Here is a 22,926-nt window from a genome sequence, read left to right as displayed (position 1 = left end):
TTCCTAGCCTGGGGATGTCCCAGAGCCAGCATTCCTCTGGAGACGCGCACCCGAATGAAACTGCTGATCCACGGCCGCAACCTCGACGTCACACCAGCCATCAAGGAGTACACCGAAACCAAGCTCAACCGCGCCATCAGCCACTTCGATGGCCTCGTCAAGGAAGCCGACGTGCATCTGTCGGTGGAGCGCAACCCCAGGGTTCCGCAGCAGACGGCCGAGGTCACCGTTTTCGCCAACGGCGTGGTGATCCGGGCCCAGGAACGCAGCGAGAACCTCTACGCCAGCATCGACATGGTGGCCACCAAGCTGAGCCGCCAGCTGACCCGCTACAAGGACCGTCTGCAGGAGCGCACCCAGGGTCCGGTCCACCGTTCCGCCGCCGCCGAGGAGGCCGGAGCCGCCAGCCTGCCCAACCCCGGAGACTCACTCACCGATGGCCTTGAGCCCGCCGTGCCCCACCGCGGCGTGCGCCGCAAGTACTTCGCCATGCCGGCGATGGAGCTGGAGGAGGCCCTGCATCAGCTGGACCTGATCGACCACGACTTCTACATGTTCCGCGATGCGGGCACGGGCCAGATCCAGGTGGTCTACCGACGCAACCACGGTGGATTCGGCGTCATCCAGGCCCGTGACAGCTGAACGGGACGTCGAACGGCCCGATCTCGCCCCCCTGATCGACCACGCCCTCCTGGATCCGCACCAGGGCCAGGACGCGATCCTGCGCTGCTGCGATGAGGCTCGCCACTTCGGCTTCGCCGGCGTCTGCCTGGCCTCGCGCTGGCTGCCGCTGGCGCGCGAGCGGCTGCCGGTCGACGGGGCGGTGAAACTGATCGCCGTGGTGGGGTTCCCCTTCGGAGCCATCCCCGCGGCGATCAAACGGGCCGAGGCGGAGTGGGCCGCCGCCGCCGGTGCCGACGAACTGGACGTGGTGCCGGATTTCGGCGGCCTCGCCGATGGTGACGGCACCGCCGTGCTCGACGACCTGGCGGCCATCACCGATCTGGGCCTGCCGGTGAAGGTGATCCTGGAGGTGGGCCGGCTGGACCCCGAGGCCCTGGCCCTGCTGGTGGAGATCAGCATCGATGCCGGTGTGCGCTACCTCAAGACAGGCAGCGGTTTCGGCGCTCCGGTGACGACCGACCAGGTGGGCCAGCTGATGGCCCTGGCCAGGGGCCGCGCCGCGGTGAAGGCCTCCGGCGGCATCACCGATCTGGAGCAGGCGATCGCCCTGGTGGCCGCCGGGGCGAGCCGGCTGGGGACGAGCCGGGGCGTGGCCCTGATGCAGGCCCTGCGCGCCGGTGCCTGAACGCCATCTCGAGGGCCTGGCGCTCACCTGTCGCCCCCTGGGGGAACACGACCGGCTGCTCACCCTGCTCAGCGAGGCCGAAGGCCTCACTCGGCTGGCGGTGCCGGGGGCACGACGGCCGAAAAGCAGCCTGGCGGCGGCGGTGCCCCTGGCCCACCTGTTCCTTCAGGTGGGGGGCGGCAGCGGCCTGCGGCGGGTGCGCCAGCTGCGGGTGCTGCGCAACTACAGCGGCCTGGCCCAGCGGCTGGAGACCCTGGCCGCCGCCCAGGCCCTGGCCGAACTCTGCCTGAAGCTCGTGCCCACGGATGCTCCTGCCCCAGGCGTGCTCGCCGACCTGCTGCTCCAGCTCGGGCGCCTGGAGGCGGTGGTGACGGAGCGCGCCGAACGGGTGGAGGCCCTGGCGGTGGCGGTGCAGGGCAGCGTCCACCTGCTGGCCCTGGGGGGCTTCGCCCTGCCCCTGCAGCACTGCGTCCGCAGCGGCGCCGCGCTGGTGCCACCGATCGGCGACTGGACCTGGCGCTGCAGCCTGCTGCCCAGCGAGGGACTGGCGATCGGGCCCATACCCGGTGCCCGGGTGATGCTCAACGCCTCCGAGCTGGCCCTGCTGCAGCGGTTGACGCGTCCCGCCCCGCCTCGCCGCCGCGACGGCCAGCTGATGGGGCCGGAGGTGGTGTGGCTGCACCTGCTGGAACTGGTGGAGTCCTGGTGCGGGGAGCATCTCGGTCAGAGACCCCGAGCCTTCAGACTGCTGCGGACCGCCTGCGACTCCATGCCCTCCCAACCGTCCGAGCCAGCATGAGCCCGAGCGGCAAGACCGAGCGGGGACTGGCCGGAGTCCTGGCGCTGCCGGGGTTCCGGCGGCTTTGGATCGGCCAGGTGTTCTCCCAGCTGGCGGACAAGTTCTACATCGTGCTGATGGTGTTCCTGATCGCCCAGTACTGGGTGACGGACACGCCGCAGAGCAACGCGGCCCTCGCCGAGGCGGCCGCGGCCTTCCGGATGAGCTTCGAGACCCGGGCCCAGATGATCACCCTGCTGGCCACCGGCATCTACGTGGCCAACACCGTGCCGGCGATGCTGCTGGGGACGGTGGCAGGGGTCTGGGCCGACCGCTGGCCGAAGCGCACCGTGATGGTGGCCTCCAATGGCCTGCGTGCCGCCCTGGTGATGCTGGCCCCCCTGTGCCTGCTGCCGGGGCCGATGTGGCTGGGGCTCAGCTGGGGCTACTGGGCCCTGGTGGCGATGACGTTCTTCGAGTCGGTGCTGACCCAGTTCTTCGCACCGGCCGAGCAGGCGGCCATCCCGCTGCTGGTGAGCTATCCCCAGCTGCTCGCCGCCAACTCGGTGTACCAGGCCACCAGCATGGCCGCCACCATCGTCGGTTTCGCCCTCGGTGACCCGATCCTGCGCCTGCTGCGCACCCTGCTGGCCCAGGTGGGCATCCCCGGTGGAGAATTCGTGCTGTTGCCGCTCTGCTACGGCGCCGCGGCCGTGGTCATCGCCGGCATCGAGATCTCTGAACCGCCACGGGAGCCCCGCTCCATCTCCGTCTGGGAGGAGATCGGCGAAGGGGTTCAGGTGCTGCGGGAGCGGCCCAAGGTGCGCAGCGCCATGATCCAGCTGGTGCTGCTTTACAGCCTGCTGGCCGCCCTGTATGTGCTGGCGATCAGCCTGGCGGCCGCGATCGGCGGGCTCGGGCCCACCCGCTTCGGGGTGCTGCTGGCCATGAGCGGACTGGGACTGGCCGTGGGGGCCCTGGCCATGGCCCAGCTGGGCGAACGCTTCAGCAGGCGCCTGCTGGCCAGTGCGGGCCTCGGAACCATCGCCTGGTGTCTGGTGCTGCTGGGCCAGCTGCGCGGCAACCTGGTGTTCACCCTGCTGCTCTGCGGCCTGCTGGGGGTGGGCGCCGCCCTGCTGGCGATCCCCGCCCAGACCACGATCCAGGAGGACACCCCGGAGAACCAGCGCGGCAGGGTGTTCGGCCTGCAGAACAACCTGATCAACATCGCCCTCAGCCTGCCCCTGGTGCTGGCGGGCACCGTGGTGAGTCGCTACGGGCTGCTGCCGGTGTTGTGGGGGCTGGCGGCCATCGCCGCGATCGCCGCCCTGAGTGAACGCCCCTGGCGCAGCAGTTGAGTCTTCGCCGGGCGCTGCTAAATTCCGCTGTTGCGTGATGCCATACAGGTGATGCACATTGCCTGGTTGGGCAAGAAATCCCCGTTCTGCGGCAACGTCACCTACGGCCTGAGCACCACCGAAGCCCTCCGGCAGCGCGGCCACTCGGTGAGCTTCATTCACTTCGACACGCCCACACCCTCCCTGGGCCGGCCGGAAGCCGGGGCCAGTGAGCTGAGCGTGCTCGGGCGGCCGGATGAGAACCCCGAGGTGGCCCTGCCCTACCTGGTGAAGTCGCAGGTGTACACGATCCCCTCCCCTGGCGCCCAGAGGGAGTTGCGGGAGTCCCTGGAGCGGCAGCGGCCCGATCTGGTGCACGCCAGCCTCACCCTCTCCCCCCTCGATTTCCGTCTGCCCGACCTCTGCCAGCAGCTGGGGCTGCCGTTGGTGGCCACCTTCCATCCCCCCTTCGACGCCGGTCTGCGCAACCTCACCGCGGGCACCCAGCAGCTCACCTACCAGCTCTACGCCCCCTCCCTGGCGAAGTTCGACCGGGTGATCGTGTTCTCCGAGCTGCAGGCTGATGTGCTGGTGCGACTGGGGGTGCGTCGTGAGCGGCTGGCGGTGATCCCGAACGGTGTGGACACCGACGCCTGGGCACCGGCGGCCCCAGGCAGCGAACCGGAACTGGCCCAGCTGCGGCTGCAGGTGGGCGGTAGGCGCGTGTTCCTCTACATGGGCCGGGTGGCCACCGAAAAGAACGTGGAGGCCCTGCTGAAGGCCTGGCGACTGGTGCGTCCCCAGGGCTGCGTTCTTGTCATCGTGGGGGACGGCCCCCTGCGCTCCTCCCTGCAGAACGGGACGGAAGCCGATGTGATCTGGTGGGGCTACGAGGCCAGCCGGGCCCGGCGGGTGGCCCTGCTGCAGCTGGCCGAGGTGTTCCTGCTGCCTTCGCTCGTGGAGGGGCTCTCCCTGGCCCTGCTGGAGGCCATGGCCTGCGGCACCGCCTGTGTGGCCACCGATGCCGGCGCCGATGGGGAGGTGCTGGAGGGCGGTGCGGGCATCGTGATCAGCACCCAGGGGGTCACCACCCAGCTGCGCACCCTGCTGCCGGTGCTGCGGGACCAACCGGTACTGACGGCGGAGCTGGGACGGCGGGCCCGCACCAGAGCCCTGGAGCGTTACACCCTGACCGGCAACATCGACGCTCTGGAGAAGCTTTATCAGGAACTCTGCCCCCAACCGGTGGCGGCCTGATCAGCTTTTTCAGCCACTTGTTAAGTCCTGCCGATTCGCTCAGATCGCGTCAAGATGAAGCACGGTTTCAGGCTCCATGAACTCACCCCGTCCCCTTCAGGGACGTTCGGCACAGCGGGCGATCGTCCCCATCGCCACCCAGGTCATGACCTGCCCTGAACGGCCCACATCCGGACGCCCCACCGTCTCGATCGTTGACGATGATCCCCACATCCGGGCCATGGTGGCCGAGGAGCTGGCGGACTCCGGCTGCGAGGTCCACTCCCTCACCAACGGCCTGGCCCTTGAGGAGATGCTGGGGGAAGGGGGGACCGACCTCGTCTTCCTGGACGTGCAGATGCCCGATTGCGATGGCATCGAATGCCTGCGTGATCTGCGCGCCCACGGCTTCACCGTGCCGGTGGTGATCTTCACCTCCTTGAACGACCCCGAACGGCGCCGCCAGGCCCAGGAGGCCGGCGCCGACGCCTACGTGCTCAAGCACGAACTGCTCGACCGTCTCCCCGAGCTGCTTCAGAGCCTCCTGCCCAAGAGGACAGGGAACGGCCCCCTGTGACGACCCAGCCACCCGTTCCCCCCCAGGCTGGATCGCCTCCCCATGGCTGGCGACGACGCCTGTTCGGCAGCCTGCTCGGCCAGCTCAGGCTGGCGGCCTTCACGTCGGTGTTCCTGGGGTTCACGGCCGCCTCCGCCTTCACCCTGCTGATCAACCAGCAGGGTCTCCTGCGCCAGCAGCAGTCGGGGCAGCGGCTGGCGGCGGGCTCCCTGACGGTCTGGCTTGATCGGAGCAGCCGCGAGCCATCCCCCGTCAACGCCAGTCAACTGCGCCAGGAGCTGGATCGCCTCAGCGTCAGGGAGCGCTTCTTCTGGGTGCACCGCTACGACGGATCCCTGGTGCTGCCCGGACCGTTCTCCGGGGACCCCGTGGCGAACCCCGGCGTCATCCAGCGAGCCATGGCGGCGCCCCAGGGTTCCTGGTCAGGGCCGTCGATCACCCCGCTGCTGATCGGCACGGACTACCGCCTGGTGAGAGACGAGGCGGGCAACAGCTACCTCAGCCATCCCCTGCATCGCTCCGCTGAAGGCAGTCAGCTCTGGGTGGCGGAGGACATCAGCCCCAACATCGCGGCACTGCACACCATCCTGCTGGCGCTGCTCGGGGTCTGGATCCTTTGCCTGGGGCTCACCCTCGTCGCCATCTCCATCCTCACGCGCCGCATCCTCCAGCCCCTGCAGGATCTTCATCGCCTGGCGGCCGGCGTCACCTCCGAAAGTCTGGCCAGTAGCCACCTCAAACTGGGTCGGGCCCCCCTGGAGGTGGAAGAGCTGGCGGGGTCCTTCAATGGGCTCCTGGATCGACTGGCCCTGGCCTGGAGTCAGCAGCGCCTTTTCGTGGGGCTGGTTTCCCACGAGTTGCGCAACCCGCTGATGATCATCGGCGGCTACCTGCGCCGTCTGCAGTGCCGCGGCCAGAACCTGGACCCCGAGCAGATGCGCGCCCTGGCCACCACCGAGGCCGAGACCCACCGCATCACCCGCATGCTCAACGACCTGCTGGACCTCTCCCGCAGCGAACCCGGCCAGTTGCAGATGGTGCTGACCCCGGTGGCGGTGGATGAGGTGCTCACCACCGCCTGCGACCTCGCCCGCAGCCAGCTGTCCCGCCCCCTGCTCCTCACCCTGCCCAAGGAGGCCGCCGATGGGCCGATCAAGGCGGTGGCCGAAACCGACCGCCTGCAGCAGGTGCTGCTCAACCTGATCGAGAACGCCGACAAGTACTCGCCTCCGGGCCGACCGATCAGCCTCGACCTGTCCCAGGAGGCCGGCCAGTTGTGCATCAGTGTCCAGGACCAGGGCATCGGCATTGCCCCCGAGGACATTTCCAAGGTGTTCGATCGCTTCCACCGCGGGCGCAATGCCATCGAGCATGAGCGGGGCTCGGGCCTGGGCCTGTCGGTGGTGAAACTGCTGGTGGAGGCCATGGGGGGCTCGATCGACGTCGAGAGCGAGATCGCGGTCGGGAGCCGCTTCCACATCCACCTGCCGGCGGCTCAGTAACGCTCCGGCCTGGGCGCCTGCCAATCAGGGGTGAAGCCGTTCCGCCGCAGGTTCGCCACCGACGCCTCGAGCCGTCGGCGGTCGAGGCGCCAGAGCCGGTACACCCCGGCACTGGTGATCTCGCGGGCCCCTAGGTGGCGCCAGAAGAGGGCCCGTGCCGTGATCTGGTCGATGACGACCAGCACCGTGGGCTGGGCGTCCGGCGTGCTGGGCTGCTGGCCCACCCGGCGCTCCCGGCGCAGCCGGTCCGCCAGGTTGATGGGTCCCTCCACACCGATGCCCTCGTAGATCACCACCCGCCGCCCGTAGTAGTGCAGCGACGGCTTGAGAACACCCACCATCGCCACGGGCTCCCCGGGACGGCCCTCGCGCTGCAGGGCGGCCGCCATGCGGCGCACGGGCTCGCCCCGCAGGCGATCGCCGATGCTCCACAGGGGCAGCAGGGCCGTGGGGACGAACAGCACCAGGGGCAGCTGCAGGGCCAGCAGTCGCAGGGGCGCGCGACGGCGGCGGCAGAGCCAGCCCAGAAGGGCCGCCAGCAGCCAGCAGGCGGCCACCAGGGGCACCAGGGGGCTGCCCTGGAGCTCCGTTGCCAGGGTGGGCATCTCCGGATCGTTGATCAGAGGCAGCCACAGGCGGGCCAGCAGGAACCCCAGTCCAAGCCCTGTCACCAGCAGCAGGCTCAGGCCCCAGGCCCAGCGCTCCCAGGGGCGGCCGCCAGCCTCTCCGCCACCGCCGGCCCAGCCCCCCTGGGCCGCCAGGGCGATCAGCAGGGCGGCGGCGGGCGTGGCGGGCAACCAGTAGCTCGGCAGCTTGGTGGCGGCGGCGGTGAAGAACAGCAGCACCGCCAGGAGCCAGCAGGCGGCGAAGCGGGCCAGGGAGGCGGCGGGCGGCTGCGGCAGGGTGGGGCACCAGGAGCGGCGCAGCGGGCCGATGGCCCGGGCCAGCCCCACCAGCAACAGCGGCGACACCGGCAGGCTGGCCACCAGCATCACCGGCAGGAAGAACCACCACGGCTGCAGATGGCGGTTCACCACCTCGGTGAAGCGCTGCAGGTTGTGGTAGCCAAAGAAGCTGTCCCAGAACGGTTGGCCTTCGCTGTGGAGCGCCAGGAGATACCAGGGCAGGGCCACGAGGGCGGTGAGCACCAGGCCCCGCAGGGGCCGCAGCCGCCGCCAGAGCCCCCCGATGTCGGCCTGCAGCCAGCCGAACAGCAACAGGGTGATCCCCAGCAACACCACCGCCACCGGGCCCTTGGTCAGCACGGCCAGCCCCAGCACGGGCCACGGCAGCCACCAGCGCCGCGCCGGGTCGGCGTAGGCCTGCCAGCAGAGCAGCAGCGCCAGGGCCAACAAGCCGCTGAACAGGGAATCACTCACGGCCGTGCGGCCCCAGGCCAGGGCCAGGGGAGAGAGACCGAAGGCCAGGGCGGCGGTGAGGGCCGTCAGGCCCGGGCGCACCGACAGAGGGGCGGCGAAGGGTGGCTGGGGCCAGCGCAGCAGGGTGTCGGCCAGGGCCAGCATCACGCCGATGGCGGCCAGGGCGGAGGGGAACCGGGCGGCCCAGGTGCCCAGGGGATTCCACTGCTCCTGGCCCGGCAGGGCGTAGACGAGCCCCATCAGCCAGTACACCAGCGGTGGCTTGTCGTAGCGGGGCAGGCCGTTGACCCGGGGGATGAGCCAGTCGCCCGTCTCCGCCATCGCCCGCGCCGAAGCAGCGAACAGCGGCGGCGTTTCATCCACCAGGCCCGTGCTGCCCAGCTGCCAGGCGTAGAGCACCAAGCCCAGCAGCAGGGTGATCAGCAGCAACCGGCGGCGCTGGGGGCGGGGCAGGGCGGGCAAACCGGCGGGGCGAATCGGAGGGAACCTATCGCTCCCCACTCTGCCGGGCCTGTGACGGCCGTCAGGCCATGAGCCTGTCCACAAGCTCGAGCTGGCGGGGCAGGCAGACCCGGGCCAGATCGAACCGCTCCACCACGGTCCGGCGCGCCTCCCGCCGCAGCCCGCCATGGGTCGATGGATCGGCCAGCACCGCCGCCAGCCGCTGGGCCAGGGCCCGGTGGTCGAAGAAGTCCACCAGCAGGCCGTTATGGCCATCGACGATCACGTCCTGCACCGGGGCCGTGGCCGAGCCGATCACCAGGGCGCCACAGCTCATCGCCTCCAGCAGGCTCCAGCTGAGCACGAAGGGAACGGTGAGATACACGTGGCAGGCGGTGACCCGGAACAGCTCATGCAGCACCGGGTGCGGCACGCGGCCGACGAAGTGGACCCGCCGGCGATCGAGGTCATCGCCCAACTCCCGGAGCATGGCCTCCTTCCAGCTGCCCCCGCCTGGGGGAGCGGCTCCGTAGCTCACCCCCTCCCCGCCCACGATCACCACCTGGGCCCTGGGCCGCAGCCGCTGCAGCAGGGGCAGCATGCGCATGAAGGTGTGGAAGCCGCGGTAGGGCTCCAGATTGCGGGCCACGAAGCTCACCAGTTCGTCGCCGGGGGCGAAGCTCAGACCGGCCCGCTGCAACTGCAGCCGGGCGGACCCCTGCGGAGCGATGGCGGCGGTGTCGATGCCCTCGTGGATCACGCTCAGCCTCTGGCGATAGGGGGCCGGCACGGTGCTGGCCTGCCAGGGGGTGGGGGCCAGCCCCCAGTCGAGGTCCTGGAGGGCCAGCAGCTGGGGGGCCCGCCGCAGGCGCAGCCGGGCCCGTTGCCGCCAGTCGGCATCGGCGAACTCCGGGTCGAACCCCACATCCGCCCCCTGCAGCTGGTAGATGAACTCCACCTGGTGCAGGACCGGGACGTCCGGCAGCAGGTCCTTCACCACCAGCAGCTCGCCCCAGCCGGGATGGCCGATGACCAGATCGGGCCGCAGGCCTGCCTGCAGCAGGGACTCCAGGCAGCGGGCCACCGCCTCGGCCCGCAGCACCTTGGTCTGGAAATCAGCCGTCCAGGGGTGACAGGGGGGCACCCCACCGGCCGGCAGCGGGTCGTAGCGATGCAGCGGCACGCCGGGCAGGGGCTGGCTGGTGGGACCGCCGATAGCCACCAGCTGATCGCCGCGGGCCTGCAGGGCCGGCGCCAGGTGCCGGTACTGGCCGGGAAAGTTCTGGTGAACGAAGAGAACCGTGCGGCTCATGGCGCCACCGGCTCCGGTCTGCCCCCCGCCTGCCACAGCCGGCCACGCTGGTTGATCAGCAGCACCGAGATCAGGGCGAGCACGGCACCCAGCCATTGCAGCGGACCGAGCCGTTCCTCCAGCAGCAGCACGCCGCAGAGCACCGCGAACACGGGCGTCAGGAAGGTGAGGGCGGTGAAGCCGGTGAGATCGCCGCTGCTGGCGAACCAGAAGAACAGGCCATAGGCCAGGGCGCTGCCGAGCAGGGCCGCATAGGCCATCAGGCCCCATTGACCCAGGTTCCAGTGGGGCCAGAAGGCCACAGCCTCAGGCCGCAGCAGGGACTCGCCGCCGGCCACCAGCAGCAGGGGCACCCCGCCGAAGAGCATGTGCCAGCCGGTGATGGCGACGGGGTCGCTGCGACGGGTGGCGTAGCGGCAGAGCACCGTGCCCACCGCCATCGCCCCGGCCGCGGCCAGCATCCAGGCCTCGCCATGGCTCCAGGCCTGCCCCTGCAGGGCCGGAGGCCCCTGCAGCCACCAGTGACGCAGCACCTCCCCCGGCAGTCCCAGGCAGAGGATGCCGAGCAGGCCGATCAACAGGCCCAGCCAGCCCACCGGATTGATCGCTTCGCCGAACAGGGTGCGGGCCAGCAGGGCCACCAGCAGGGGCTGGGAATCGATCAGCACCGAGCCGAGACCTGCCCCGGTCTGGCCGAGACCCCGGGCCAGCAAGCCCTGGAACAGGCTGCCGTCGACGGCGGCGAACAGCAGCAGCCAGGGCCAATCCACGGGATCGATGCGCCAGGAGCGCCCCAGCAGGCGTGCCGCCAGCAGCAGCACCAGCCCGGCGGGCAGCAGCCGCAGGCTGGCCAGCATCGCCGGGGAGGCCCCCAGCAGCAGCGGCTTCATCGCCGCCATCGCTGTGCCCCACAGGGCGAAGGGCAGAAGCATCAACACCCAGCGCAGGGTCCGGGGCATGGGGAGTGCGGCCTGGGGCGTCGGTGGAGGTGGAGGGGTGGGCGGCGCGGGGGCAGGCCTCTCCAGGCCTTCTTTTTAAGATCCAGCCACCGCGCATCTCCACAATGCCCTGGCCCTGGCGCCGCAAGTCCCGACGAACCCTGGCGCGCATCGCCATCGAAGGGCCGATCGCCGGGGGCACCCGCGTCCGGGTGCTGAAGGCCATCGAGCAGGTGCAGCAACGGGAGTGCCCCGCGCTGCTGCTCCGCATCGACAGCCCCGGCGGCACCGTGGGCGACAGCCAGGAGATCCATGCGGCCCTGCTGCGCCTGCGGGAGAAGGGCTGCCGGGTGGTGGCCAGCTTCGGCAACATCTCCGCCTCCGGCGGGGTCTACGTGGGGGTGGCGGCGGAGAAGATCGTCGCCAATCCCGGCACCATCACCGGTTCGATCGGTGTGATCCTGCGGGGCAACGACCTCTCGCGGCTGCTGAAGCGGATCGGCATCCGCTTCGAAACCGTCAAGAGCGGCCTCTACAAGGACATCCTTTCGCCCGACCGCGCCCTCTCAGAGGCCGAACGCCAGCTGCTGCAGGAGCTGATCGATTCCAGCTACGGCCAGTTCGTCGCCGCGGTCGCCACGGGGCGGGGGCTGGAGGAGGAGGTGGTGCGCGGTTTCGCCGACGGGCGGGTCTTCAGTGGCGCCCAGGCCCTGCCCCTGGGCCTGGTGGACGTCCTGGGGGACGAAGAGAGTGCCCGCCGGCTGGCGGCGGAACTGGCGGGGTTGGATCCGGAGAAAACCCGGGCCATCACCTTCGGCAAACCGCCCAGAAAGCTGCTCGGCCTGCTGCCGGGGGCCACACTGCTGCTGCAGCTGTCCCAGTCCCTGAGCCTGGAACTGGCCTGGAACGGCCAGCCCCTCTGGCTCCATCGCCCCTGATGTCATGAAGCCTGGTCTCGAGCTGAGGGCCCTGCGGGGAGCCACCACCGCCAGCGCCAACACCGGCGACGCGATCGCGGAGGCCGTGGCTGAACTGATCGAGGAGTTGCTGCAGCGCAACGATCTGGTGGGGGATCGGCTGCTCTCGGTGACGTTCTCCGTCACCGCCGACCTGGATGCCTGCTTCCCGGCCGCGATCGCCAGGCGCCGTGCCGACTGGGGCCGGGTGGCCCTGCTGGACTGCCAGCAGATGGCGGTGGCCGGAGACCTGCCCCGCTGCATCCGGCTGCTGGCCCACGCCTGGATGGACACCGGTCGGGAGGTGGTGCATCCCTACCTGCGGGACGCCGCCCGGTTGAGGCCCGATCGGGCCGATCGCGGTGAGCCTTCGGCCCCAGCCAGCTCCCCCTCCGACCACTGAAGACCCGACAGGCGCATGGGCGTGTTGAGACTTTCATGATCACGTTTCCTCCAGCCATGCCCTCCTTTCCGCGTGAGCGGTCCCATCACCTCAGCCTGATCGGCCGTCTGGGCACCGCCGGCCTCGGAGCGCTGGCCGTGGCCACCGCCACCGGCCTCTCCCCTGTCGCCACCGCGCCTTCCCTCGCCCAGGGCACGCCCGGGCTGATGGAATTCCGCTGGGAAAACAACAAGGACTACCGCAAGCTTTACTTCTTCACCACCGACACTGTCCGCATGCAGCGGGCGGAGTATTACCTGATGCTGCGGCCGAAGGACCGCAAGACGGCGATCCTCAAGTTGAGCATCAGCATTCCCAGTCACTTTGACACCACGATCGATCCCAAGCAGGTCAAGCTCTGCAGGATGAGTGAAGGGGGGATGCTGAAGAGGACCCGCTGCCTGGAAACAATCCCTGCGACGATCGAGGTGTCTGCCAATGGCAGATCCATCGACATTTTCCCGGAAACCCCTGTCTCCGACAAGGACACGATCGGGGTCTACATGAACGTGTTCAACCCGTTCAACGCCGGCATGTATCAGTTCAATGCCCTGGCCCAGGCCCCCGGCGACATCCCGGTTTCGGGCTACCTGGGCAGCTGGCTGATCCAGATCGTCCCCAACAACACCAACTGATAGGGTGATCCACTGAGCAAGCAGCAGCATGACGAAGCGCACACTGGAAGGGACAAGCCGCAAGCGCAAGCGGGTTTCGGGGTTCCGGGTGCGGATGCGCACCCACACGGGTCGTCGCGTGATCCGCACCCGCCGTCGCCGGGGTCGGGCCCGCTTGGCGGTCTGAGGCCGACCGGGAAGGGCCGTGGCCCTGCCGCAGCAGCACCGGCTCAGGGGCCGGCGGGTGTTTGATCGCCTCTACCGCCAGGGTCGCCGTTTCCAGGGTCCAGCCCTGGTACTGCGCATCCTTGCCGCCGACCAGTCCCTGCTCCCTCCGGGCACTCCTCCGGTCGCCAGCCCCTGGCGTTGTGGCATTGTGATCAGCGGCAAGGTCAGCAAGCTCGCCGTGCGCCGTAACCGGCTGCGGCGCCTCTTCCACGACCAGCTGCTGCGCCACCCACCGGCGCCGGCCAGTCCCCTCTGGCTGCTGATCACGCTCAAGCCCGGCTGCCTGGAACGCGGCGAGGCTCAGCTTCTGGGAGAATTCACCTATCTGCTGCGCCAGGCAGGATTGCTCCTTGACCCCGGAGGACAGGGTGGAGAACAAGCTTGAGATCAATGAAACGGTCTTCTATGAAGGAGGACCCGCCAAGGGCGACCTGGTCATCAACCTGCTGTTCGGCCTCACGCTGATCGGCATTCCCTTCGCCGTGGGGGCCATCGTGCGGGCCCTGTGGCTGCGGTTCCGCATCACCAGCCGGCGCATCAGCGTCAGCGGTGGTTGGCTCGGCCGCGACCGCACCCAGGTGGTCTATAGCCAGATCCGCGAGGTGCGCTCCGTGCCGCGGGGCTTCGGCGCCTGGGGCGACATGGTGCTCGTCCTCAACGACGGCGCCAAGCTTGAAATGCGTGCGGTGCCGCGCTTCCGCGAGCTCGAGACCTACATCGAGGAGCGCCGCGAGAGCCGCGGCAAGGCCGCCCCACGCACCCCCGGGGCCACCGGTCCCGCCGGCTTCGCCCCCCCGGCCCGTGAAAGCGCCTGACCACCTGACCCCCATCCGGTCTCCCCGGTCGGGCACACTGGCAGCCGAGAGTCCCCACCCCAGCGCACCCTTGCCGTGATCGGCTACATCTCCGACAACCTGCTGCTCCCGATCCTCGACTTCTTCTACGGATTGGTTCCCAGCTATGGGCTCGCGATCGTGGCCCTCACCGTGGTCATCCGCCTAGCCCTGTTCCCCTTGAGCGCCGGCTCGATCCGCAGCGCCCGGCGCATGCGCATCGCCCAGCCGGTGATGCAGCAGCGCCAGGCGGAGATCAAGGCCAAGTACGCCAACAACCCCCAGAAACAGCAGGAGGAACTGGGCGGCCTGATGAAGGAGTTCGGCAGCCCCCTGTCGGGCTGTCTGCCCCTGCTGGTGCAGATGCCGATCCTGTTCGCCCTGTTCGCCACTCTGAGGGGATCGCCGTTCGCCGATGTCCCCTACCCGATCAACCTGAAGGTGCTGCCGGCCGAGGAGATCGCGGCCGTGGAGACCAAGCCCTTCAACAGCGCCAGCCATTCCATCTTCATCAGCGAAACCGAGCACGTTCCCGTGATCGCCAGCCTCGACGGGGGCACCAAGCTCGGCGTCGGTGACAGCACCCAGGTGGCCCTGCACGGCAAGGACGGCACCAGCTTTGCCTCCCTGCTGGGCACGGTGGAGCACGGCGACAGCTTCACCCCCAGCTGGGTGGTGACCAAGGGCGAGGGTGTGGTGCAGGTGGATGACCAAGGCAAAATCACGGCCCTGGCCCCCGGCGACGCCACCGTCGAGGCGCGCATCCCCGGGCTGGCCGCCCGCAGCGGCTTCCTGTTCATCAAGGCCCTCGGCCAGGTGGGCTTTTACACCGATGGGGCGATCAACTGGGACATCGCCATCCTGGTGGGGGCCTTCGGCGCCTCCCTGTTCGCCTCCCAGCTGCTCTCGGGCATGGGCATGCCCGCCAACCCCCAGCAGGCCACCGCCAACAAGATCACGCCGGTGATGATCACGGCGATGTTCCTGTTCTTCCCGCTGCCGGCCGGGGTGCTGCTCTACATGGTGGTGGCGAACGTGTTCCAGGGGGTCCAGACCTTCCTGCTCACCCGTGAGGCCCTGCCCGACAACCTGCAGGCGATCCTCGACAAGCAACTCGCCCAGACGCCGGCCACGGCCACGGCCGGCGGCGGCAACGGTGGTGGCCGCCTGCCCTTCGAGCCCAAGGCCAAGAAATGATTCCCCGGCTGCAGCCGCTGCCCCTGCAGGAGCTGCGGCTGCTGAGCGAAGGCCGCAGCTGGACGGTCGAGCAACCCATCGCCGGTCTGGCCAGCCTCACCCCGGTGCGGGGCCAGATGCGCGCCCTCCATCACGGCACCGTGCTCGAGGTGGAGGGCACGGCCGAAACGATCATCACCCTCTGCTGCGACCGTTGCCTGCAGACCTACAACCACGCCCTGGCGACCCAGGCCCGCGAGCTCCTGGAGATCAAGGTGGCCGGCCCCGAGGAGGAGGAGGTGGTGTTCGCCGCCGAGGATCCGGTGGAATGCCTCGATCCCGGCGACAGCTTCGATCCGGAGCGCTGGCTGTTCGAGCAGCTCAGCCTGCAGCTGCCCCTGGTGAACCGCTGCGGGGCCGACTGCCCCGGGCCGCCGCGGCCCAGCGGCGACGCCGGCGGCGAAGGGGGCGGTGACCCCCGCTGGGCGGCCCTTCGCTCCCTGCGCTGAGCCATGGTCCACGACCTGGGCGATCAGCTGGATCTTCTGATCCGCTCCCGCACGCCGATCCTCTGGATCCGCAGCCTGGAGGAGGAGCGGGTGGAGGGGCTGCTGGAGCGGGCCGCCGAGCGCCTGGGGGGGCGCACCCTGCTGCGCTGGGACTTCATCGGTGGCCTTACCGGGGCCCCCAACCTGCAGGGCCAGGCGGTGCGTCAGCCGATGGCGGCCCTGGGCGGCCTGGATGGGCTCCCCGCCGAGCAGGGGGCGATCCTGCTGCTCAAGGACTTCCACCGCTATGCCGACGATCCGGGGATCTGCCGCCGGCTGCGCAACCTGGCCGTGAGCCTGCGGCAGGTGCCCCACACCCTGGTGATCAGCGCCCCGGAATGGCAGATGCCGCGGGAACTGGAGGACAGCGTCACCCTGCTGGACCTGCCCCTGCCAGAGGCGCGGGAGATCGGCCGGCTGCTGCGGGCGATCGCCGGGGCCAGCGGCCAGCCCCTGGCCCCGGGAGTCCTGGAGCAGCTCACGGCCGCCTGCCACGGGCTGAGCGAGCAGCGGGTGCGTCAACTGGCGGCCCGGGCCCTGGCCCAGCGGGGCCAGCTGGGGATCGAAGACCTGAGCGAGGTGCTGGAGGAGAAGCGCCAGGCCATCGCCCGCAGCGAACTGCTGGAGTACTGCCCCACCGAGGCCACCCCCGCCGACATCGGCGGCCTGGAGACTCTCAAGCACTGGCTGGAGCAACGCCACCGGGCCTTCAGCGAGGAGGCCCAGCGCTACGGCCTGCCCCTGCCCCGGGGGGTGCTGCTGATCGGGCCCCAGGGCACGGGCAAGTCGCTCACCGCCAAGGCGATCGCCCACAGCTGGGCCATGCCGCTGCTGCGGCTCGATGTGGGGCGCCTGTTCGCGGGCTTGGTGGGGGCCAGCGAGGCGCGCACGCGGGAGATGATCCAGCGGGCCGAGGCGATGGCCCCCTGCGTGCTCTGGATCGATGAGATCGACAAGGGCTTCGGCGGCGGCGACGGCCGCAGCGACGGCGGCACCAGCCAGCGGGTGCTGGCCAGCCTGCTGACCTGGATGGCGGAGAAGAGCAGCGCCGTGTTCGTGGTGGCCACCGCCAACGCGGTGGAGCGGCTGCCGGCGGAACTGCTGCGCAAGGGCCGCTTCGACGAAATCTTCCTGCTGGAACTGCCCGACGCTGAAGAGCGCCGGGCGATCCTGGATCTGCAGCTGCGGCGGCGACGGCCGGCCCACACGATTCCGCTGGAGGTGCTGGTGGACCGCACCGCCGACTTCTCCGGCGCCGAACTGGAGCAGACCGTGATCGAGGCCATGCACCTGGCCTTTGGCGAGGGCCGCGAGCTGGGGGAAGCCGATCTGATTGCCGCCGCCAGCCAGGTGGTGCCCCTGTCGCGCACGGCCCGGGAGCAACTGGAGGCCCTGCGCAGCTGGGCCAGCAGCGGCCGGGCCCGGCCGGCTTCAGGCGCCGGGCAGCCTTCCTGAGGCGAATCAGCACGAAAGTGGAAGACTTTCAATGCATCGAAGCGGCCCGATGTAACGGCTTCATGAAGAACAACCACGCCTGGTAACAGCTTGGAGGGGGCGGTGGTGACGAACGATTCATCGCCCGTAGCGTCTGACGATCAATCGTGAAGAAGCCGCCGTGACCCCGAGCCCCAGCCCCCGCACCGGCAGCGAACTCACCTCCCAGCTCGCCGTGGCCAGCCTCGGGGCCGGCGTGATCACCACCCTGGCGGTGGCCCAGGGCCAGAGCCCCCTGACGGCGCTCGGCATCACCCTGTTCTCGGCCGTGGCGGCCGTGGTGGTGGGTCAGGTGATCTCCAGCAACTGAGAGGAACAACGCCAGTTTCCCAGGGCTGAATCTTTCATCTGATGCCTTCAGCCCAGAAGCCTTCAACGCTGAGGGGTGATGTTCCGGTTGGTGTGAGCTTCCAGCTTGAAGCGTCCACTGCCATGCTTCACCGGCGCCACCACCCCTGCCCTTGCCTGCCGAGCTCCCCATCCCCCTGCGGGATCTGATGTCCGCCCTGGCCAACAAGACGTTCTTCAACCAGGTAAGCCCTACTCCAGAAGTCAGTCACCGCAGCGGGTTTAGGGCCGTCAGAGAGCAGGCTTGGGACACACCTTGGGCCACGCTCCCTGGCCCAGTTGCATGAACGCCTGTGCCCCTGACCGGGGAAACCAGATAGCTACAAGGCCCAAGTCGAAACAATCGGCTGTCGGAAGCTCTTCGCCATGGAGAAGGGATGGGGAGAGTTGCCTGAAGCAAGCAGCGTTGAGAAGCAGATCATGGTGGGCCTGGGTATGGTCCAAGGGCATGCACTGGCGATCTGATTTGTCTGGACAAGACTCATTGTTGTCCTGTCAAGCGCCCCCCCTGATAGGTGGACGCCCACCCATGAGCTAACGCAGCACCCATAGCCCCGAGTTCAAGACCAAGCTCGCCAAGGGTGTCCCCAGCTGGCTCGATCGGGTCCGATGGCAAGCTCGCCATTCATGTCACATCGGCGCCATGCTCCAAGGGAGTCGCAGAAAAGGACCCGATGCTCAATCCAGGCCCAGCTGTTTCTTCAGCTTGCGAGGGATATTCCTTGCGCCCTCGAAGGCTGACTTGTCAGGCCATTTTGTTTTCTGGTCCCATTTGACCTCGTAGAGGTCAGCCCCGCTGAGGTCAGCCCCACTGAGGTTGGCGCCTCTGAGGTCGGCTTCATGGAGGTAGGCCCCGCTGAGGTCGGCCTTTCGGATGTCGGTACCTCTGAGGCCTGTAGATTTAAGGTTGGTCTGCCTCAAGTCGGCAAAGCTGAGGTTGGTTCCCTGATGCATTTCATTCCCTCCAAGGATCGGGAGATTTGATTCTCTCAGGAATTGAAATAGCAAGTCCCTCCGTTCTTGCCTCTCACCCCTTAACTGGACTAGGGCGGTAACTGCAAGAGCACGAGCAAGGCTATTCTCCTCAGAGCCAATGACCGTGACTTCTTCAGCCACCTCCTTTTTCAAGAGTATCCCCTGCATATCCCTGATGTATTCACGGAGGACTGAGTCCTTCTTATTGTTCTCGGCGAATTGATTTTGGTGCTTGTTATTCAACCAAGGAAGAACCACGCCGAGGATCGAAATTGTCACCGGGATGGAGAGCCTTAGCGAAAGGTCCATCCAGTCCCAGCACGTCTTCTCAGACGCGCCTAAACAGCGCAGAAGACGTGGCCGCCACCGGAGGAGGAATGGACTATTCAGCTCCAGGCTGGCATCTACCCAGTTCTGCTCATCGGTGCACCAGGGGCGGCGTTGAGCAAGTTGTTCAGCGCGGGCTCTGATCGCGTCATCCGCCGGGGGTGGCTTTCGTTGTGATGCACCTGGCGGCCATGGCCCCCACAAACTCCAGCGCCAAGGAGGGATGCGGCCAGACAATGGTTTGGCAGGTTCAACCACGCCCAAGCGCCCGTTACTGACTGACATTAGGCCCAGTCCCAGTCGGCCACCCATGAAGCCCTCGGAAAGATGCACGCCTATGGGCGCCCACCATGCTGAGGGAGGTGCCTCTCGTCAGTCCGAGGGAAGAAGACCGGGACGTGCTCGCCGGAAACTGTGCCGATGCGTTCGTGGGGTCCGCCGTCGGCGTCGAAGTGCCAGAGGCAGGGGTTCATGGTGATGGAGTGACTGCCTACAGGGTTCCCCTGAGCGGTGAAGTCAGCGAGAATGCCGCAAGACAACGTCTGAACGATGCGCTTCTCAGTTCTGGCTGCGACGGCTTTGGCCACCCTCACCCTGGTTCCGCTGCCAGCCGATGCAAAGGTGGTTGCCGAAGGAAAGCCCAGTCCCGGCGGCTTCTATTGGCAGAAGGTACAGAAAAGCGACGGCAGCACCCAGTACCTCTGCCGGTCGACCAAAGGTTCAGCGGTCAAGAAGAACGCGAAGTGTGATGGGGCAAAAGCTGCCAAGCCTTAGTCGAATCCCTGGTCTGTACGCCTCAGGGCCGCTCCTGGCTGGCCCTGCGGCAGCGGCCAATGTGATCTCGGTCGGTGATGGCGACACCCTGCGGGTTGAGGAAGCCGGACGGAAGCTCACGATCCGAGTGGCCTGCATCGACGCCCCCGAGATGGCGCAGCCGCCCACGGTCAGCAGGCAAGGCAGGCACTCCAGGCTCTTCTCCCAATCGGCTCCACAGTCACCCTCAAGGTGCAGACCAGAGACCGCTACGGGCGGACCGTTGCTGAGGTGTTCGCACCTAACGGAGCCAACGCAGGGCTGACCCTGGTCCAACAAGGCCACGCCTTCGCATAACGCCAGTACCTGCAGCCATGCGACGAGTGGGCGTGTCTCGATCGGGAGAAACTCGCTGAGCGTTACCGGCTCGGTGTCTGGAGGTCTGCCGGGGGAATCAAGCGCCCATGGGATTTCAGGGCAGCCCAGAGTAGAGACCGGAGCCAGCCGGAAGCCAGACCGCAGCGGGTGGTGAGCCTCACGATCATCAATGGTGGATCGAGGCTAAGCTCAGGAAGGCGGTGCTTCTGCCGAAACGTGCGCTCGTGGGAGCATGCTCAGCAGCTGCTGGGGGAGAGGCATACCTATTTGGATGGAAATGGAGACGGAGAGGCTTATGAGGCGTTGAGATGAACTGAAGACCTCAAGGAATTCAGGCAGTATCCATAACGTCCAGGCGATTCCAAGCCTTCAGCTTTTCTGTCTTTGAAAATCAATGAAAAGCAGAGTCTCAGCTTAGTGTCAGCAGGTCCATGAATCAAACAACAAGTCCGCTGAGTCTTGCCAATCCAGCCAGCTCAAAGTCACCTCTTGAAAGCAAGCCGAATCACCCACATGCTGACTTGGGAATTCCTTGAGATTCCAAGCCAAACTCATGACCTACAACCATGAGAACAAAGATCCATCGAACAAAGATAAGCAGAGCTGATGCCAACGTTCCGTTTTCGACTGTATCGGATATATTGGCCGACAAGAAGTCAAGCCCTTATCGGTAGCAATGGAAAACATCCCGATGGCATTAGAAGACCTCGCTGCCGCTTTCAACCTAACGAAGCAGTCCCAGATTATTGGCAAGCCTGAAAGCGGTTTACCTAACGAGTTCGCAAAGGCAGGCCTAGATGCCCGACTAATACCAATATCTCTACGGTATTGTGCATTTGAATCGGCATTAAATCGGCAAGAAACGGCTCGTTACTACTTGAGTATTGGGCTCACACCGACCATTGTCGGATTCATCTTTATACTCGCGACGAATTCATGGCTACGGTTCGCGAGCAATTTGGGATTTAGCGTATTGCTGATTGGGCTTTTCTTTGTATTCAAAGGGTCGATGCATCTATCGAAAATAGATGTGAAGGCATTGGATGCATCAACCCTTCCATACCCCTGGGCGTCCCTTCTAACGAGCGAAGAACTGATCAATAGAGAACGCGCCAAACGGATGACAAGAACAACCGTCCTGAACTTGTCCAAGGTGTACGGAATCGTTACGGGATTCGCCACTTTCATTGTCGTCCTAAACGCAGCCGGTCAGGATCCTGAATATCTCTTTGTTCTGTTAGCAGCCGTCCTAGCTGGGAATGCAGCCTTTCTTGGTTCACTATTCGTCATGCGCAAAGCGATTGACCGACCAATCGATCCGTACGCGCCTAAAACGGCAAACAAGATCTATCCATACAATGAAAGCTACTCCATTCCCATGAGCACATTAAAAGAGTACCGCCTATCAGAATCCGAGATAGCATCATCCGATTTGGTTGAATCAAGCTGGGTGTGGACAACCAATGGAGGTCGAGTCGACATGACTGAGAATGAGGGTATTATTTACATTGCAAAAGAAGGTATTGTCTTCTTGCCAGCAGATCCAGACAATCAAGGGTCACTAGGTAAAGAGATATCGACCAAGGCTGTAGCGACTTTCGTTGGTCAAGCCTTGCCTATATTAGGTGAAGCAATAGGCGGATTTGGGAGATCTGAAGATGACTCGCCACTGGTACTCGAAGCATTCTCGTCAGAGAGTTTGAAGCATCCAGCACATTTTACGATTCCCTGGAGACGGCTGGTGAAAGCCAGCTCTGAGGAGTCCACTAACAGAATTTTTGTAGTGAGGCAGGAAGTTGATGGCACAGAATCGCCTTTCTTTTTTGAGCTCAGCGGGCATCCGCAGTTTCCTAGGGAATTAATGATTCAAAGATTTCACAAGGAAGTTAATGACGCTGCTAATGCTGTGAAGATTCCCATTATGCTCAAGTACCATGAGGAATTGACACCCAAGTACCGAGAGATTTACGGAGATCGTATTCAAGACTACACTTTTTCACTCACCAAAGAGGCGCATACTCGAATGTTAAAAGATCTCCAACAGGACCCCACTCTGCTCCACAGGCGCGTTCGAGAAGAACTAAGTTCAATCCTGACACATTTTGCCGAGATAGAAATCTTGCGGGAGACTTACCCCAAGCCTTTTTCCCTGAGTCTCCCTAGAGTTCCGCCCCGTTGCCTTCATCGCCAACGGGGAATCCACAGCCAAGCCACTGGGCTTGACGGTGCGACCGCCACTAGATGATTTCCCCCTGTATCTAACTTCGACAGATGAACTCGTCCAACCAACACGGAACCAACCATCTTGAGGCACTGAAGCTAGTAAGAGATTGGAGTAGCGGCCTAATTCTTGTTGAAAGTGCTGCCATCGGCGTTGTCGGAACTCTGCTTCGACAATCTCCGACAGGCTGGTACGGTTTGCTGACCGCGCTCCTATTGGTCTCATTGGTAGGTTCTATATGGGTAGGTGCTGTTTGGGTTGTTGGGACAATTCCATCCATTGCTGAGAAGCTGCCCATGCTCTTGCAAGCGGAGCCACACTTAAGGGCACCTCGAAAATTGCTAAGTGGACTTGATTCTGATGGAATCACGGCTATAATTACTAAGTGTGATCTGATTGCCACAGTGGGCCAACGAGGTTTCTGGGATGAGCAACAAAGAGTTTCAAAACTCCAAGAGAAGAAGCCCGTTCTGAAGCGACTGTCTGAGTCGATCCCATGGGAATCATTTCGTCCTCTTCTTGATCAAGGCTACATACTGGAGCGGAAGAGCAGCGCAGGGCGAAAGAGGATTGATCCGCTGATCCTTTTCAAGATGCTTGTACTCCAGCAGCTTTTTAATATTAGCGATGAGGAGCTTGAATTCCAGGTGAATGATAGGCGCTCCTTCGAGGAGTTTGTTGGTCTTGGTGTGATGAACAGCATTCCGGATGCAACTACAGTCGCCTTCTTTAGGGAGCGGCTGCGTAAAGCGGGAGTGATTGAAGAGCTCTTCGAGATGTTCGAGACATACCTCCGCTCCCAAGGGCTCCAGGCCCGCGGCGGC

Annotated in this window: 25 protein-coding genes; 21 read left to right on the top strand and 4 right to left on the bottom strand. The window is 66.1% G+C overall.

Going from position 1 to position 22,926, the window contains the following annotated elements:
- Positions 1–54 precede the first annotated feature (54 nt).
- From hpf to KBZ12_RS03165, 7 genes are all read left to right on the top strand, one after another.
- Positions 55–642, top strand: coding sequence for a ribosome hibernation-promoting factor, HPF/YfiA family (gene hpf / locus KBZ12_RS03195; protein ID WP_254956288.1), 588 nt, complete (start codon positions 55–57; stop codon positions 640–642).
- A complete protein-coding gene (gene deoC / locus KBZ12_RS03190) occupies positions 632–1,309 on the top strand; it encodes a deoxyribose-phosphate aldolase (protein WP_254956287.1) in 678 nt (225 codons plus the stop codon). The genes hpf and deoC overlap by 11 nt, the downstream gene beginning before the upstream one ends.
- Complete coding sequence (gene recO, locus KBZ12_RS03185) at positions 1,302–2,108, top strand: DNA repair protein RecO (protein WP_254956286.1); 807 nt, start codon at positions 1,302–1,304, stop codon at positions 2,106–2,108. The genes deoC and recO overlap by 8 nt, the downstream gene beginning before the upstream one ends.
- The gene (locus KBZ12_RS03180; protein ID WP_254956285.1) at positions 2,105–3,445 is read left to right on the top strand and encodes an MFS transporter; all 1,341 of its coding nucleotides are present in this window, start codon (positions 2,105–2,107) and stop codon (positions 3,443–3,445) included. The genes recO and KBZ12_RS03180 overlap by 4 nt, the downstream gene beginning before the upstream one ends.
- Before the next feature lie 48 nt (positions 3,446–3,493).
- A complete protein-coding gene (locus KBZ12_RS03175; RefSeq protein ID WP_254956491.1) occupies positions 3,494–4,681 on the top strand; it encodes a glycosyltransferase family 4 protein in 1,188 nt (395 codons plus the stop codon).
- A gap of 145 nt (positions 4,682–4,826) precedes the next feature.
- On the top strand, positions 4,827–5,237 hold the full coding sequence (locus KBZ12_RS03170) for a response regulator transcription factor (protein WP_254956284.1): 411 nt from the start codon (positions 4,827–4,829) through the stop codon (positions 5,235–5,237).
- Positions 5,234–6,739, top strand: coding sequence for a cell wall metabolism sensor histidine kinase WalK (locus KBZ12_RS03165; RefSeq protein WP_254956283.1), 1,506 nt, complete (start codon positions 5,234–5,236; stop codon positions 6,737–6,739). The genes KBZ12_RS03170 and KBZ12_RS03165 overlap by 4 nt, the downstream gene beginning before the upstream one ends.
- On the opposite strand, the gene KBZ12_RS03160 is transcribed toward KBZ12_RS03165, so the two are convergent.
- The 3 genes from KBZ12_RS03160 to KBZ12_RS03150 all read right to left on the bottom strand — a co-directional run bounded on the left by KBZ12_RS03160 (position 6,733) and on the right by KBZ12_RS03150 (position 10,830).
- Positions 6,733–8,580 carry a glycosyltransferase family 39 protein gene (locus tag KBZ12_RS03160; protein WP_254956282.1) on the bottom strand — a complete coding sequence of 616 codons (1,848 nt, stop codon included), beginning with the start codon at positions 8,578–8,580 and terminating at the stop codon, positions 6,733–6,735. The genes KBZ12_RS03165 and KBZ12_RS03160 overlap by 7 nt on opposite strands.
- A 61-nt stretch (positions 8,581–8,641) precedes the next feature.
- Entirely contained in the window at positions 8,642–9,871 is a 1,230-nt protein-coding gene (locus tag KBZ12_RS03155) for a glycosyltransferase (protein WP_254956281.1), read from the bottom strand.
- On the bottom strand, positions 9,868–10,830 hold the full coding sequence (locus KBZ12_RS03150; RefSeq protein ID WP_254956280.1) for a DMT family transporter: 963 nt from the start codon (positions 10,828–10,830) through the stop codon (positions 9,868–9,870). Before KBZ12_RS03150 ends, KBZ12_RS03155 begins: the two co-directional genes overlap by 4 nt.
- A 104-nt stretch (positions 10,831–10,934) precedes the next feature.
- Here KBZ12_RS03150 and sppA point away from each other — a divergent pair, with 104 nt between their 5' ends.
- The 10 genes from sppA (at position 10,935) to KBZ12_RS03100 (ending at position 17,410) form a co-directional block, all read left to right on the top strand.
- On the top strand, positions 10,935–11,747 hold the full coding sequence (gene sppA, locus KBZ12_RS03145; protein WP_254956279.1) for a signal peptide peptidase SppA: 813 nt from the start codon (positions 10,935–10,937) through the stop codon (positions 11,745–11,747).
- Positions 11,748–11,751: 4 nt separating this feature from the next.
- Entirely contained in the window at positions 11,752–12,168 is a 417-nt protein-coding gene (gene aroH, locus KBZ12_RS03140) for a chorismate mutase (protein WP_254956278.1), read from the top strand.
- A gap of 56 nt (positions 12,169–12,224) precedes the next feature.
- Complete coding sequence (locus tag KBZ12_RS03135) at positions 12,225–12,842, top strand: DUF2808 domain-containing protein (protein ID WP_254956277.1); 618 nt, start codon at positions 12,225–12,227, stop codon at positions 12,840–12,842.
- A gap of 28 nt (positions 12,843–12,870) precedes the next feature.
- Positions 12,871–13,008 (top strand): 50S ribosomal protein L34, encoded by a 138-nt coding sequence (gene rpmH, locus KBZ12_RS03130; protein WP_015108935.1) that lies wholly within the window; start codon positions 12,871–12,873, stop codon positions 13,006–13,008.
- Positions 13,009–13,026: 18 nt separating this feature from the next.
- Complete coding sequence (gene rnpA / locus KBZ12_RS03125) at positions 13,027–13,434, top strand: ribonuclease P protein component (RefSeq protein WP_254956276.1); 408 nt, start codon at positions 13,027–13,029, stop codon at positions 13,432–13,434.
- A complete protein-coding gene (locus KBZ12_RS03120) occupies positions 13,400–13,864 on the top strand; it encodes a PH domain-containing protein (protein WP_254956275.1) in 465 nt (154 codons plus the stop codon). The genes rnpA and KBZ12_RS03120 overlap by 35 nt, the downstream gene beginning before the upstream one ends.
- 75 nt (positions 13,865–13,939) lie before the next feature.
- Positions 13,940–15,079: a membrane protein insertase YidC gene (yidC, locus tag KBZ12_RS03115; RefSeq protein ID WP_254956274.1), complete on the top strand. Its 1,140-nt coding sequence runs from the start codon at positions 13,940–13,942 to the stop codon at positions 15,077–15,079.
- Entirely contained in the window at positions 15,076–15,567 is a 492-nt protein-coding gene (locus tag KBZ12_RS03110; RefSeq protein ID WP_254956273.1) for a DUF177 domain-containing protein, read from the top strand. The genes yidC and KBZ12_RS03110 overlap by 4 nt, the downstream gene beginning before the upstream one ends.
- A 3-nt stretch (positions 15,568–15,570) precedes the next feature.
- On the top strand, positions 15,571–17,061 hold the full coding sequence (locus KBZ12_RS03105) for an AAA family ATPase (RefSeq protein WP_254956272.1): 1,491 nt from the start codon (positions 15,571–15,573) through the stop codon (positions 17,059–17,061).
- A gap of 160 nt (positions 17,062–17,221) precedes the next feature.
- Positions 17,222–17,410: a hypothetical protein gene (locus KBZ12_RS03100; protein ID WP_216905632.1), complete on the top strand. Its 189-nt coding sequence runs from the start codon at positions 17,222–17,224 to the stop codon at positions 17,408–17,410.
- Between the two features lie 716 nt (positions 17,411–18,126).
- Here KBZ12_RS03100 and KBZ12_RS03095 read toward each other — a convergent pair.
- Positions 18,127–18,732 carry a pentapeptide repeat-containing protein gene (locus KBZ12_RS03095; RefSeq protein ID WP_254956271.1) on the bottom strand — a complete coding sequence of 202 codons (606 nt, stop codon included), beginning with the start codon at positions 18,730–18,732 and terminating at the stop codon, positions 18,127–18,129.
- Positions 18,733–19,329: 597 nt separating this feature from the next.
- Between KBZ12_RS03095 and KBZ12_RS03090 the strand changes: the two genes are divergently transcribed.
- The 4 genes from KBZ12_RS03090 to KBZ12_RS03075 form a co-directional block, all read left to right on the top strand.
- Positions 19,330–19,524 (top strand): hypothetical protein, encoded by a 195-nt coding sequence (locus KBZ12_RS03090; RefSeq protein ID WP_254956270.1) that lies wholly within the window; start codon positions 19,330–19,332, stop codon positions 19,522–19,524.
- 132 nt (positions 19,525–19,656) lie between these two features.
- The gene (locus KBZ12_RS18365; RefSeq protein WP_261359775.1) at positions 19,657–19,860 is read left to right on the top strand and encodes a thermonuclease family protein; all 204 of its coding nucleotides are present in this window, start codon (positions 19,657–19,659) and stop codon (positions 19,858–19,860) included.
- A gap of 697 nt (positions 19,861–20,557) precedes the next feature.
- Positions 20,558–22,126 (top strand): hypothetical protein, encoded by a 1,569-nt coding sequence (locus KBZ12_RS03080; protein WP_254956269.1) that lies wholly within the window; start codon positions 20,558–20,560, stop codon positions 22,124–22,126.
- A 26-nt stretch (positions 22,127–22,152) separates the two neighbouring features.
- A partial coding sequence (locus KBZ12_RS03075) for a transposase (protein WP_254956268.1) occupies positions 22,153–22,926 on the top strand: 774 nt, incomplete at its 3' end.

The sequence above is a fragment of the Cyanobium sp. Cruz CV13-4-11 genome, from assembly GCF_024346055.1.
In the GTDB taxonomy this organism is placed as follows: domain Bacteria; phylum Cyanobacteriota; class Cyanobacteriia; order PCC-6307; family Cyanobiaceae; genus Cyanobium.
This window is presented reverse-complemented; position numbering and strand designations above follow the sequence as displayed.

What these genes read in the sequence shown, in the direction of transcription:
- KBZ12_RS03105 (WP_254956272.1), top strand. Translation starts at nt 15,571, where the DNA reads ATGGTCCACGACCTGGGCGATCAGCTGGATCTTCTGATCCGCTCCCGC.
- hpf (WP_254956288.1), top strand. Translation starts at nt 55, where the DNA reads ATGAAACTGCTGATCCACGGCCGCAACCTCGACGTCACACCAGCCATC.
- KBZ12_RS03180 (WP_254956285.1), top strand. Translation starts at nt 2,105, where the DNA reads ATGAGCCCGAGCGGCAAGACCGAGCGGGGACTGGCCGGAGTCCTGGCG.
- KBZ12_RS03155 (WP_254956281.1), bottom strand. Translation starts at nt 9,871, where the DNA reads ATGAGCCGCACGGTTCTCTTCGTTCACCAGAACTTTCCCGGCCAGTAC.
- sppA (WP_254956279.1), top strand. Translation starts at nt 10,935, where the DNA reads ATGCCCTGGCCCTGGCGCCGCAAGTCCCGACGAACCCTGGCGCGCATC.
- KBZ12_RS03080 (WP_254956269.1), top strand. Translation starts at nt 20,558, where the DNA reads ATGGAAAACATCCCGATGGCATTAGAAGACCTCGCTGCCGCTTTCAAC.
- aroH (WP_254956278.1), top strand. Translation starts at nt 11,752, where the DNA reads ATGAAGCCTGGTCTCGAGCTGAGGGCCCTGCGGGGAGCCACCACCGCC.
- KBZ12_RS03135 (WP_254956277.1), top strand. Translation starts at nt 12,225, where the DNA reads ATGCCCTCCTTTCCGCGTGAGCGGTCCCATCACCTCAGCCTGATCGGC.
- KBZ12_RS03095 (WP_254956271.1), bottom strand. Translation starts at nt 18,732, where the DNA reads ATGGACCTTTCGCTAAGGCTCTCCATCCCGGTGACAATTTCGATCCTC.
- rpmH (WP_015108935.1), top strand. Translation starts at nt 12,871, where the DNA reads ATGACGAAGCGCACACTGGAAGGGACAAGCCGCAAGCGCAAGCGGGTT.
- KBZ12_RS03150 (WP_254956280.1), bottom strand. Translation starts at nt 10,830, where the DNA reads ATGCCCCGGACCCTGCGCTGGGTGTTGATGCTTCTGCCCTTCGCCCTG.
- KBZ12_RS03170 (WP_254956284.1), top strand. Translation starts at nt 4,827, where the DNA reads ATGACCTGCCCTGAACGGCCCACATCCGGACGCCCCACCGTCTCGATC.
- KBZ12_RS03110 (WP_254956273.1), top strand. Translation starts at nt 15,076, where the DNA reads ATGATTCCCCGGCTGCAGCCGCTGCCCCTGCAGGAGCTGCGGCTGCTG.